This is a genomic window from Paenibacillus marinisediminis (assembly GCF_054343325.1).
In genome coordinates this window covers 62,369-75,402 of sequence record NZ_JBTGUH010000014.1, presented here as the reverse complement: position 1 = coordinate 75,402, position 13,034 = coordinate 62,369, and the positions used below count along the sequence as shown (strand labels likewise).

The following is a 13,034-nucleotide window of genomic DNA, read 5'->3' as shown; positions in this document are numbered from 1 at the left end:
TAGACGACTCTTCAATGTTCCATAAAGCAATGTAAAAACTCGAAATAACGAGCTATTCAATGCATGAGTAATTACTGTAGGGTAGGACTCCAGATTAAAGGGGCTTAGCCGGTAATGCAACAATATGGCCCATAATGCTCAATTTAGTGCTCGAAGCCCCTTAAATGTTGCACTTTATACAACTTTCAAACCTTTACCTCATAGCAGACTGTAGCATCATTTAGAGAATAATGGGAAGTTAACGAAATACGCTAACATAGATGGCGACCAGGAGCATGAGTATTGCTATCGTATAAAAAACATAGCCAAATACTCGAAGTGGAGAAGGCATTGCTTTTAAATCAACTTTTTTAAATAGCCCTCCACCTTCAACATTTTGAATAGATCGAAGGTTTTCATCGACGTAACCTTGTTCATTAGGGATGATGATTTCACTAGATTGTTGCGTTTCGTGCACATCTTTTTTATTCATCAGATCCACCTTGTTTCTATTCATTTCTCAATTATAGATTTATGTGGTGCAATTCAAATTTGATCCATTTAATTCCAGTATAGTCCAAAGGAGAGTACCGCAACAAGGGTACCTCTGCCGATACGATGAGGAAAATGAAAAGTAGTGGCAGGTGCATTAATCGTTGCATCCCACATTTGAGTTTAGTTACTCTAACTAATGCAGCTCCCTGCAGCTGTTGCTGTAACTGTTACTGTAGCTATATTAGTCGTCTAAAGATGCTCCACGCTCATCAAAATGTTGTACGAAATACAACATACCCCGCCAGAATCACAACCTAAGCAGGACTATGTTGTACGTAATACAACAATATGCCCCATAATGCTCAATTTAGTGCTCGAACCCCCTTAAATGTTGCACTTTATACAACAATTCAGCAAAAATGACACTTCCAAGCCCAAATTGTTGTACATTGTACAACAATCCTCCCACCACCATCATCCTCAGTATCGCACACTAACTACATTCACATAAAACTCGAACCAGAAACCACAAAAACACAAAAAAATGGCAGTCCCATTGACTGCCACCTCTTCATCCATAGCTATTCTACATTCACCAATAAACCGATCATTACTTCCCGCTACACCTTCTGCTTCTCACGCAGCGCACGCTGAATCTGACGATCCGCATCCTTCTTCGCTGCGGATTGACGCTTATCATACAGCTTCTTGCCTCGTCCTACACCGATCAGCAGCTTCGCATAACCGTTGCGAACATATATCTTCAGCGGCACAAGCGTGAAGCCCTCCTGCTTCGTTACACCGAGCAGCTTCATGATCTGCTGCTTATGCAGCAGCAGCTTGCGCGCACGCGTAGGATCCGTAGGATTCGACCGATTCCCCTCTTCAAATGGGCTGATGTGCAGGTTATGAACAAACATCTCCCCGTTCCGAATCGTGGCAAACGCATCTCCGATATTCGCTCTGCCTCTGCGCAGCGATTTGATCTCAGTGCCCGTCAGCACCATACCCGCTTCATACGTCTCCTCAATAAAATAATCGTGAGAAGCCTTCTTATTCTGCGCCAGCACCTTATTCTCGCTCTTCTTCGTCGCCATCTCTCAACCCTCCGACCGCCAACCCAGCTCACACTGCGTTGAACCATACATTAGACATATATTGTACCAAATACTAGGCTCATCACTCAAGTACATATGCCATCAAGCGTGCGTTTCCATCATCCTATCTGAGCTAAAGGGATAATACCCGAACACCATAACAACCCTAGACCATCTAATTTGGAAAAAGCGGCCCTCCTCTCGGAGAGCCGCGCTGCACTACTTCTTTCAATGTTTTTTGCGGACAAACTTGGCGGTCTTGCTATTGGACTTCCCTTTTCGGCGAGCATGGCTCTCCGCCTGCTTCGCATGGCTGCGTGCTTCCGCAGCCTGCTCACCGATGAAAATGCCGCTCTCGGACGTCGTCTTCCGTCCGCGCTTGCCTGCCCCGGTCGGACCATTGCCCCGACCGTGAGACCCACCGCGGCCCGGGCGGCCGCTGTCGCCGTTGCCGCGGCCATAGCCGCCGCGCCCCGAGCCAAAGTCGAACGCGCGCGGGGTGCGTCCCGCTTCGTGCTCGGCGTCCGAGATGAGGCGATCTACCCAATTCGCCTCATCGCCTTTCGCCGCCGTGCCCTCGCCTTGCCCCGCCATGCGAATGCCACCCTTGCCCTTCGGCGGCTTCGCACCATTGCGCGGCGCATACGGGCTCGCGTCGTCGCCATGCCCACCGCGCCGTCCGCGCTTGCCGCGTCCACCGCCGCCGCCGAAGCGGTCTCGGTACTCGCCCGCGTTGAGCCACTCCTCGCCGTCCGGCGCACTAACGCGCGCGCCCATCGGCTCGTCCTCGCGGCCTCGTCCGCCCACTTGGCTCCGCTCCGTGTCCGCACCGAACTGCGCGTACACGCGTGCGTCCTCGTCCGCCAGCGTCGCGGGCAGAGCCGCGCCCCGGCGGCGCTCCGCATCACTGCCACGCCCGCGCTCACCTGCGCCGCGTCCCGCTCCGCGCCCATCACGCGCTCCGTTCCGCGCACCGCGATTATCGCCGCGACCTGCGCCCTGCGCATTACCACCGCGTCCATCGCGTGCACCGCGCCCGTCGCCACGTCCAGCACCAGCACCGCTTCCGCCTGCCGAGCGGCCATTGCCGCGGCCCTCATCGCGTCCTCGGCCGCCGCGCTTATCGTTACGCCCGCGTCCGTCGCGCCCCTCTTGGCGGCTGCGCTTTTTACGGATCTCGAAGCCGAACTCCTTGCCGCCTAGTTCACCTTGTCGCGGCGCGCTGCTCACCAGCTCGAAGTCAATCGTATGGTCTTCCATATTGACCCGCGCCACGCGAATCCGCACTTCATCGCCGATCCGGAACATGTTGGACGTCCGCTCGCCGAGCAGCATCATATACTGCTCGTGGAAATGGTAATAATCATCCGACATATCCGCTAAACGGATCAAGCCTTCTACCGTGTTCTCCAATTCGATAAACATGCCGAAGCTTGTCACACTGCTAATAATGCCGTCGAATTCTTCGCCGACCTTATCCACCATGAATTCGGCTTTCTTCAACTGCACCGTATCGCGCTCCGCATCCACAGCGACGCGCTCACGCTCCGACGATTGCTTCGCAATATCCGGCATTCGCGCCTGCAGCTGCTCCGAGCGCTTCTCTGGCAGCACTCCGTTATAATCGCTCACTTCTCGAATGACCCGATGAATGACCAAGTCTGGGTATCGGCGAATAGGAGAAGTGAAGTGCGAATAGAACTCCGCCGCCAATCCAAAGTGTCCCGTGCTCTCCGCATCATACTTCGCCTGCTTCATAGAGCGCAGCATCATCGTGCTGAGCACCGTCTGCTCGCGTGTACCCTCGATCTCTTCGAGCAAGAGCTGCAAGGCGCGCGGATGAACTGAATTGCCCGTTCCACGAACAACGTGCCCGAAGTTCGCCGCAAACGTCACGAAGTTCATCAACTTCTCGCTGCTCGGCTCCTCATGAATACGGTACAAGAACGGCACGCGCAGCCAGTGAAAATGCTCCGCCACCGTCTCGTTCGCCGCCAACATGAACTCCTCGATGATCTGCTCCGCAATCGAGCGTTCACGTTTCACAATATCAATCGGCTTGCCGTCTTCATCAACGATAACCTTCGACTCCTCGAAGTCGAAGTCGATCGCGCCCCGCTTCATCCGCTTATCGCGCAGCTTCATCGCCAGCTCCTTCATCGTCATGAAGCTGTCCACCAAGTACTCGTAACGCGCGGATACTTCCGGATCTTCCTCCTGCACGATCTTGCGGACATTCGTGTACGTCATCCGCTCCACCGTTCGAATCACACTCGGGAAGATGTCATGCTTCACCAGCTTCGCCTTCTCATCGAACTCCATCTCGCATGACAAGGTTAACCGGTCTACGCGAGGATGCAAAGAACAAATTCCGTTCGACAATCGATGCGGCAGCATCGGAATGACACGGTCTACCAGATAAACGCTGCAGCCCCTCGCATAAGCTTCACGATCCAGCGCTGAGCCTTCCTTTACATAATACCCGACATCCGCGATATGAACGCCCAGCTTGTAATGCCCATTCGGCAGCTTCTCCACATACACAGCATCATCCAAGTCCTTGGCATCTTCGCCGTCTATCGTGACAATGTTCATGCCGCGCAGATCGCGACGATTCTGGTTCATAATCTCGGCTTCCGTGATTTCATCCGGCACCGCTTCCGCTTCCTGCATCACCTCATCCGAAAATGCCTCCGGCAGCTGATGCTTTCGAATAACCGACAGAATGTCTACCCCAGGATCATCCTTATGCCCTAGAATCTCGATAACTTCCCCTTCTGCCGCCGCTCTTCCTTCCGGATAGTTCACGATTCGCACGACAACCTTCTGTCCAGTTACCGCACCGTGAAATGATTCCTTCGGAATAAATATATCCCGGTTAATCCGCCGATCATCGGGCACAACGAATGCATACGACTCGACATTTTGAAATACACCTACAACCTGCTCCACAGCCCGCTTCACAATACGAATGACTTCGCCTTCCATGCGTGCGCCATCACCCGCGCTGCTTGTTATTCGTCCAAGCACCGTGTCTCCATTCATCGCTGTCTTGAGATCATTCGCGTGTATATACACATCGGGATGTCCCGCTTCATCCGGAATCAAGAAAGCGAATCCCTTCGCATGCGCTTGCAGCCGACCGCGCACCACATTCATCCGTTCCGGTACACCGTATCTGTCCGTACGGGAACGCAGGATGAAACCATCCTGCTCTAATTGATTCAATGTCTTCAATAATTGCTTGAACGCCGCAGCATCAGGCAATCCAAAGTACTGCTCCAGCTCCTGATACGTCATCGGCTTATATGCCGTTTCACGCATAAAGTCCAATATCTGCTGTTCGGTAATCATCTATTCACCTCTCACCTAGCCATGCTTGGCCCATTGCATCAGTATACCAATATATTACCTAGTATACACTTTTTTAATTTCAAGCATCCGTGTGTTTACACAGACTTCAATAATAAGGCTTCCAACTCGAATACCGTGCACATTCATAGAAATACAAGAAACCCTCTGTCCGTAAGAACAGAGGGTTCGTTATTCATGTTATTTCACTTGATTATATATTGCTACGACCATTGACAGGACGAAGAATCCAGTTGCCAATACAATCGTTGTACGCTGCAGGACCAGATCCATACCGCGTGCCTTCTTCTTTCCGAACAAATGTTCAGCACCGCCGGAGATGGCACCCGACAGACCAGCGCTCTTACCCTTTTGCAAGAGTACGACACTGATTAATCCAATCGAGAAGATCACGAGCAATATTTCCAGAAATACTTCCATTCTTCCACCTCCTAAAGGTTAGCTCGAACAAGTCGAAAATAAACTGTCTAAAAACAGCATTATCAGTATAACACAGTTATACGATTGGTACAAGCATTTCACCATACCGGAGGTCTGCTGTTGACTATTCTTCTGCGCCTTGCTCCACCAAGCGAAGAGCATTGTGACGAAGCGGTCCTACATATTGGTTCAGCGGGAAAGAATGACGAATAGCTTCAGTGATGAAGCGTTTAGCCGTGCGAACGCTCGTAGGAACATCGTTGCCCTTCGCGATCTCAGCCAATATGGCGGATGAATATGTACACCCTGCGCCATGCGTATACGTAGTCGTGATCAAGTCTGCCTCCAGAATCTCGAACTCGCGACCATCATACAGGACATCGACCGAAGTAGGCAGTCCGATCTTGGAACCACCCTTTACTAGTACATACTTAGCGCCGAGCTCATGAATGCGCGCAGCTGCTTCTTTCATATCATCAAGTGTACGCACTGGACCTGTTCCAGCCAACTGAGATGCTTCGAATAAGTTAGGGGTAACCACTGTTGATCTCGGTACAAGTAAGTCGCGCAATGCTTCATTCGTTTCAGGATGAAGGGCTTCATCTTGTCCTTTGCACACCATAACAGGATCTACGACAACATTCGTGATGGCATGCTTCTCAATCGTGTGTGCCGCCAGCTCAATGATATCAACAGCACCGAGCATCCCCGTCTTCATGCCATCGATACCGATGGACAGAATCGTCTTCAACTGCTCCTTGACTGTCGACAATGCAATTGGATATACGCCGTGCGCCCATTGATTGTCCGGGTCCATTGTTACGACTGTCGTCAAGGCTGTCATACCGTATACGCCGCGTTCTTGGAATGTTTTAAGATCGGCCTGTATACCTGCGCCGCCGCTGGAATCAGAACCTGCTAAAGTGAGTACTTTCTTAATCGGTTTCATATATTTTATTGCTCCCCTTCAACTGTAAGCTTAACATTACTATTATAACCGAATATGACAGTGAATTCTGACACACCCATATGATTTCTCAATGTATCAGGTCTTGAGTCAACTAGCAAGTATTGAATCCGTTCAGCAAAAACCCTTTCATGTCCTTCAAAGGATTTCAATACCTTATGAAGTCATATGAAAGGGTTATGTTTTTCAGACTAACTATTGTTCTTCAATATTAATGCTGCCCATCTCCGAACGCACCTTAATCACTTGATCGCTCTTGCGCTTGGATTCTGGAGCCGTTATATCACCCAGCTCAACCTTCAGATCATAGCTGCCCTCGAACTCTGGAGCTACTCTGATCTCTACGCTTCCCATGCTGCTGTCAGCTGTGATGTTATGCGCTCTCGCTTGCTCAATATACACGCTGCCTGCTTCAGACGATACATCAATAGTTTGGAGTGTGTTTCGCATATCCACTTCTCCCATTGAGGTCTTAACTGTCAATGGCGCATCCACAGCATCGGTTACGACTTGCCCCATCGCTGCATCCAATTCAGCGTAGTTAGCGACGATATTGCGCACTTCCATCTGTCCCATATCACAGTCGGCCTTCATCCGATCGTATCGGCCGCCGTCAATCTCGAACGAACCCATCGCTAGATCAGCTTCCAATCCCTTAAGCACAAAGTCCTTATCGGCATGAATCACAATCTCGTGCTTATGATGCTGCCAGCCCATATTGAATAGCTGTATGAATTCCCATGATTGTCGTTTATAGTTGTAATTCAATTGAAGCTCGCCGCCCTTGATCTCCGCTTGAGCGATTCGATCAATTACATCCTTCGTAGCCTCACCTTTTACTTCAATCCAGCTTTCATTATCCAGTGCCCACTTGATATTAACGTCGCCCATATCAGCATTGACCTTTAAGCTGGTGAGCTGCTCATTATCGAATTCAAACTTGTTCTTGTATCGATAGAGCTGATTACGTTCATCGTTACTTATTTCACCATTACTTGAGGTTGAGCCGTTGTACTCTTCCAACGCCTCCCCCCTTGCGCTAGAAGGGAGCAGCGGATTAATTCCATAGATGAACAAGCCGGTAATACCAAGCAGGATACAGCATACGCCGAGAATATTAAACCATGTTCGTTTCAATTAAATCCCCCCCTTAGCGGTATTAACGATCCATTTTGCATATCCCAAGTTGAGCTTGCCGTACACCTTCACGAACCATACCATGAACTGACTGAAGAAGATACCAAGTCCAAACACTATCAATACCACGCTAAGTTCTCCACCGAAGAATGGACCGCCAAGCAGCAATTTAACGGCATAAATAACTGGCATCAGCAGTAAAATACCCGCTACCGCAACGAGTGACACAACCACACCCCAAAAGGCTATAAGAAGCGGCACCAGAATGAGGCTTGCGAATCCAATTCCAATCAGGCCAAATATTCTAGCTGACCAGCTTGATTTCTGCGGATACGGCTCATACGGCGGGTAAGGAGGCTGACCAGGATAAGCCTGCTGTCCCTGGTATGGACCCTGGCCTTGATATGGAGGCGCCTGATGTCGATCACCTCTATATGCATAGGGATCGTGCGGCGGCGGATATTGTGGCGGCGGCCCCTGCATACCTTGGCTCTGAGCATATCCCCCGTACGAGGGCTGTTCATAACGCGCTCCATCTCCGAGCAATTCCTCTGCTAGTTCCTCCGGCACTCCAAGCTCCTTGGCAATTTCCTCTTCCGTTCTACCTAACTGTTTGCCGAACTCAAAGTGCGCGTCATATTCTTCTAATATCTCAACGCGCTCCTTCTCTGGCAGCGGACGCAGTTCATATTGAAGTCTGATCATAAATTCACGTTTATTCATCGCGTTCACCCCTATCTCCCTTCACATGCTCTATAGGATCATCTGTATCATCATCTGCGGCACTATCGAGCAGTGCGCCAACCCCGTCAACGAAGCTCTTCCATTCCGCAACGAGCTGATTCATATACTCTTTACCTTCAAGAGTTAATTTGTAATACTTACGCGGCGGTCCTTCAGTCGATTCTTGAAGGTAAGTCGTACAATGTCCATCTACCACCATTCGACGCAGCACAGGGTATAACGCTCCTTCGGCTACGTCAACATGCTTCGATATTTGCTGGGCAAGCTCGAAGCCGTAACGATCTCGTTGATTAATGAGAACCATCACGCACAAGCCGAGCACACCTTTCTTGAATTGAATGATTTCTTTCATAATGCGTTCACCTCCAACTTCACATCTCTCGTGAGTTGCTATATTCAGTATTGTTCATTGTGTAGTAGCTAATTACAGTATATGGTACGGTACTGAACAATGCAAGGTACTAAACGTAAAACTAGTCTTAGGTCCAGCCACTCTTCCGTCTTGCGACATATCAAAGGGGCTGTTCTAAAAGACTGAGTCAGCGGTCTTTTTATCCGATAGCACATACGGTGACAGCAAGGTCGTATGATCTGCGCTTGAACGGACACAGGGGCCGCTATTTCATGATTTCGGGGTATTTTTTGAGGGCTAATGGACACAGATGACGCTATTTGCTTCAAAACTAGCACTAACCGGCTTATTCAGGTCAAATAACGGCTCTACGGTCCGCTAGCATGGCGAATTAGTGGCGTTTGCTGCAAATAGCGGCTCGTGTGTCCGCTCCCAGCCCTTGTAGATAGCTATCGATTTCATCGAATAGCTGTAGAACTAGGAATGGACAACCTTGAGCTCACCATCATCGAAAAGTCTATCTCAGATGAGGCGTCAAAAACCTGCATCGCAGCTCCAAAATCAGCTCATGTGAGGGCTGAAGCTTGTGCTCGATTAGCTTCATACTCTTCATGAGCAACCCATTCCTCGCGAAGAATACCCATACGAATGGAGTCATAATACTGTCCATCGTAGTACCGGCATTTACGAAGCCTTGCCTCGAGCGTCATTCCAAGCTTCTCCCCCACCTTCATCATGCGAGCGTTGCCAGACCATGTCGTAAATCCGACTCTGACCAGCGGCATTGTCTCAAACAGACGCCGAGTCCACATCCGCAGCACACGCGTTCCATAGCCTCCGCTCCAATATACAGGATCATAGATGACGATCCCCATCTCTAGCCACAGTGAGGGCTCATGCTCCCAGTACCAGCTGACGATGCCGACTGTCCGATCATTGATCTCAATAAGCCAGTAATGGTCTCGATCTATGTAGCGATCCTTCTTCTCCAGCATCTGCTCATAAGTTATTCTCTCCAATGGATAATATGGCGCATCCCATCGCTTCCATTCCGGCGACTCTTCCTTGTACCCGAATTCCCACAGCTCATACAAGTCTTCTTCCTTCACCGGGCGAATTCGTATTTCCCCGTCACTCATAGACATTACAAATCCCTCCTCAGCATGTGTTGATTTCCAGACGACAAGCCCATAACTGATCCAGCAAGATGAATGGCAACATATTCGGTAAAATGTTGTACGCAATACAACAATACTTAAAATGATCCACGATAATAGGGATATTGTTGTACATTATACAACATAATCCATCCATTCCCCCTCATTTCATGATTAATCGCTAGACATTGTTGTATTTTGTACAACAATTCTATGGAACTAGGTCATTTGCAGCTCATATTGGTGCACTTTATACAACAATCCTGATCACTTTGAGCTCTTTGTACCGTACATCATCTATCATCCATCCAGCGCACACATGAAAAAGAGCCCACATCCGCTCTGGGTAGGATGTGGGCTCTTGCTATTGGCTAAGCCAATTATTTTTTCAAGTTGTAGAAGGATTTCAAGCCTTCATAACGGGATACGCCGCCGAGCTCGTCTTCGATGCGAAGCAATTGGTTGTACTTCGCAACGCGGTCTGTACGGGAAGGAGCACCTGTTTTGATTTGGCCAGCGTTAGTTGCAACTGCGATGTCAGCGATTGTGCTGTCTTCGGACTCACCGGAACGGTGGGAGATAACCGCAGTGTAGCCTGCGCGTTTAGCCATTTCGATTGCATCGAATGTTTCAGTAAGTGTACCGATTTGGTTAACTTTAACCAAGATGGAGTTACCGATTCCTTTTTCGATACCAGTAGCAAGACGCTCAGTGTTTGTAACGAAGAGGTCGTCACCAACCAATTGAACTTTGTCGCCCAATTTTTCAGTAAGCAATTTCCAGCCATCCCAGTCATCTTCAGACATACCGTCTTCGATTGTGATGATTGGATATTTTTCAACCCAAGAAGCAAGAAGGTCAACATACTCAGCGGATGTGTAGGATTTACCTTCACCAGCAAGTGTATATTTACCGTCTTTGTAGAACTCAGTGGAAGCAACGTCCATACCCAAGAATACGTCAACGCCTGGCTTGTAACCAGCTTTTTCGATTGCTTCGATGATTGTTGTGATTGCTTCTTCGTTGGAAGACAGGTTAGGAGCGAAGCCGCCTTCGTCACCTACAGCTGTATTCAAGCCTTTGGATTGCAATACGGATTTCAAGTTATGGAAGATCTCAGCGCCCATGCGAAGTGCTTCTTTGAAGCTTGGAGCACCTACAGGAAGTACCATGAACTCTTGTACGTCAATGTTGTTGTCAGCATGCTCGCCGCCGTTGATGATGTTCATCATTGGAACTGGCAATTGCTTAGCGTTGAATCCGCCAAGGTAAGTGTAAAGAGGCACATCAAGAGCATGTGCAGCAGCGCGAGCTACAGCCATGGATACAGCTAGGATTGCGTTAGCGCCCAATTTACCTTTGTTAGGTGTTCCGTCCAATTCGATCATCAAACGGTCGATAGCTACTTGATCAAGAGCATCCATACCGATTACTTCTGGAGCGATGATGTCGTTAACGTTAGCTACAGCTTTCTCAGTACCTTTACCCATGTAACGACCTTTGTCGCCATCGCGAAGCTCAACAGCTTCGTGAGCGCCTGTGGAAGCACCGGAAGGTACGATTGCACGGCCAAAGCCGCCGGATTCCAATTTAACTTCAACTTCTACTGTAGGGTTACCGCGAGAGTCAAGTACTTCGCGAGCGTATACGTCCATAATCATTGTCATAATCGTTCAATCTCCTTTAATGTCATGAATTAGCTTTATTGTAGCATACCGCAAAATGTTTCACCCATTCATCGGCATGTTCATTCGTTCGTGTTCGAGCTGCTGCCTTACTTCTTAATCATCGATTCGCCAGTCATCTCAGCAGGCTTAGGCAGCTGCATAAAGTCAAGGATTGTTGGCGCGATATCCGCCAAGATTCCGCCTTCACGCAGTTGTACATTAGCATCTGTTACGATGAAAGGTACTGGGTTCGTCGTATGCGCAGTAAATGGACGACCTTGCTCATCAAATACCATATCCGCATTGCCGTGATCGGCTGTAATCAAGCAAACTCCGCCTTTAGCCAATACAGCTTCAACTACTTTACCCATACATTCATCTGTCACTTCAACAGCCTTGACTGTTGGCTCCAGCATACCGGAGTGACCAACCATATCAGGGTTAGCGAAGTTCAAGATGATAGTATCGAACTGATCCGAATTGATCTCGTTCACAGCTGCTTCAGCAACCTCGTACGCGCTCATCTCAGGCTTCAAGTCGTATGTTGCCACCTTAGGAGAAGGAATCAGAACTCGCTTCTCGCCAGGAAGTTCAACATCGCGACCGCCGCTGAAGAAGAACGTAACGTGCGGGTACTTCTCCGTCTCAGCGATACGAAGCTGTTTCTTGCCGTGCTGTACGAGAACTTCACCAAGCGTGTTGTCCAATTCTTTCGGCTTGTAGGCTACATATCCACCGACTGTCTCAGCGAAGAGCGTCAAGCAGACGAAGTACAAGTTCTTAGGGAACTTCTCGCCACGATCGAATCCTTGGAAATCTTGGTTCGTGAACACGTTCGACAATTGAATCGCGCGGTCAGGACGGAAGTTCAAGAAAGTGATCGAATCGCCGTCTTGGATCAAGCCGACCGGCTGATCGTTCTCGTCAACGATAACCGTAGGCATTACGAACTCATCGTAAACGGATTGCTCGTAAGACTTCGTGATCGCTTCGATTGGATCGCGATATTTAGGGCCGTCGCCGTATACCATCGCACGGTACGACTTCTCAACGCGCTCCCAACGCTTGTCGCGGTCCATCGCATAGTAACGGCCTTGAACCGTTGCGATCTTACCTACGCCAAGCTCTTTGATCTTCGCTTGCAGCGTCTCGACATATCCGCGGGAGCTGTCTGGAGCAACGTCGCGTCCATCCAGGAACGCGTGCACGTAAACTTCAGTCAAGCCTTCCTTCTTGCAGAGCTCGAGCATCGCAAGTGTATGGTTGATGTGGCTGTGAACGCCGCCGTCAGACAACAAGCCGTAGATGTGCAGGGCCTTGTTGTTGTCTTTTGCGTTCTTCACAGCGCCGAGCAATGTTTCGTTCCCGAAGAATTCACCTTCGCGGATAGACTTCGTGATACGAGTCAAGTCTTGATATACGACGCGGCCCGCGCCGATATTCAAGTGTCCAACCTCGGAGTTGCCCATCTGACCTTCTGGAAGGCCAACGGCTTCGCCGCAAGCTGTCAACGTCGTATGCGGAAACATGCTCATGTATTTGTCATAGTTCGGTTTCTTCGCATGTGCGACTGCGTTGCCGTTAGCTGTGTCGCGTAGACCGAAACCGTCCATGATAATAAGTGCTACCGGTCTTGGAGTAGACATC

11 protein-coding genes are annotated in these 13,034 nt (G+C 49.5%); all 11 read right to left on the bottom strand.

Annotation, left to right across the window (positions count from 1 at the left end):
• Positions 1-238 precede the first annotated feature (238 nt).
• Entirely contained in the window at positions 239-472 is a 234-nt protein-coding gene (locus ACXX53_RS20920) for a hypothetical protein (RefSeq protein ID WP_458570629.1), read from the bottom strand.
• 622 nt (positions 473-1,094) lie between these two features.
• Complete coding sequence (gene smpB / locus ACXX53_RS20915; RefSeq protein ID WP_458570628.1) at positions 1,095-1,571, bottom strand: SsrA-binding protein SmpB; 477 nt, start codon at positions 1,569-1,571, stop codon at positions 1,095-1,097.
• A gap of 228 nt (positions 1,572-1,799) precedes the next feature.
• A complete protein-coding gene (gene rnr, locus ACXX53_RS20910; protein ID WP_458570627.1) occupies positions 1,800-4,925 on the bottom strand; it encodes a ribonuclease R in 3,126 nt (1,041 codons plus the stop codon).
• 198 nt (positions 4,926-5,123) lie between these two features.
• The gene (gene secG / locus ACXX53_RS20905; RefSeq protein WP_458570626.1) at positions 5,124-5,363 is read right to left on the bottom strand and encodes a preprotein translocase subunit SecG; all 240 of its coding nucleotides are present in this window, start codon (positions 5,361-5,363) and stop codon (positions 5,124-5,126) included.
• A 124-nt stretch (positions 5,364-5,487) separates the two neighbouring features.
• Positions 5,488-6,312 (bottom strand): pyridoxine/pyridoxal/pyridoxamine kinase, encoded by an 825-nt coding sequence (gene pdxK / locus ACXX53_RS20900; protein ID WP_458570625.1) that lies wholly within the window; start codon positions 6,310-6,312, stop codon positions 5,488-5,490.
• A 213-nt stretch (positions 6,313-6,525) separates the two neighbouring features.
• Positions 6,526-7,467 carry a DUF4097 family beta strand repeat-containing protein gene (locus tag ACXX53_RS20895; protein WP_458570624.1) on the bottom strand — a complete coding sequence of 314 codons (942 nt, stop codon included), beginning with the start codon at positions 7,465-7,467 and terminating at the stop codon, positions 6,526-6,528.
• Positions 7,468-8,190 (bottom strand): DUF1700 domain-containing protein, encoded by a 723-nt coding sequence (locus tag ACXX53_RS20890; RefSeq protein WP_458570623.1) that lies wholly within the window; start codon positions 8,188-8,190, stop codon positions 7,468-7,470.
• Positions 8,183-8,563 (bottom strand): PadR family transcriptional regulator, encoded by a 381-nt coding sequence (locus tag ACXX53_RS20885; RefSeq protein ID WP_458570622.1) that lies wholly within the window; start codon positions 8,561-8,563, stop codon positions 8,183-8,185. The genes ACXX53_RS20890 and ACXX53_RS20885 overlap by 8 nt, the downstream gene beginning before the upstream one ends.
• A 566-nt stretch (positions 8,564-9,129) precedes the next feature.
• Positions 9,130-9,708 (bottom strand): GNAT family N-acetyltransferase, encoded by a 579-nt coding sequence (locus ACXX53_RS20880; protein WP_458570621.1) that lies wholly within the window; start codon positions 9,706-9,708, stop codon positions 9,130-9,132.
• A 392-nt stretch (positions 9,709-10,100) separates the two neighbouring features.
• A complete protein-coding gene (eno, locus tag ACXX53_RS20875) occupies positions 10,101-11,387 on the bottom strand; it encodes a phosphopyruvate hydratase (protein WP_458570620.1) in 1,287 nt (428 codons plus the stop codon).
• Positions 11,388-11,494: 107 nt separating this feature from the next.
• Positions 11,495-13,033: a 2,3-bisphosphoglycerate-independent phosphoglycerate mutase gene (gene gpmI / locus ACXX53_RS20870; RefSeq protein WP_458570619.1), complete on the bottom strand. Its 1,539-nt coding sequence runs from the start codon at positions 13,031-13,033 to the stop codon at positions 11,495-11,497.
• Position 13,034 lies beyond the last annotated feature (1 nt).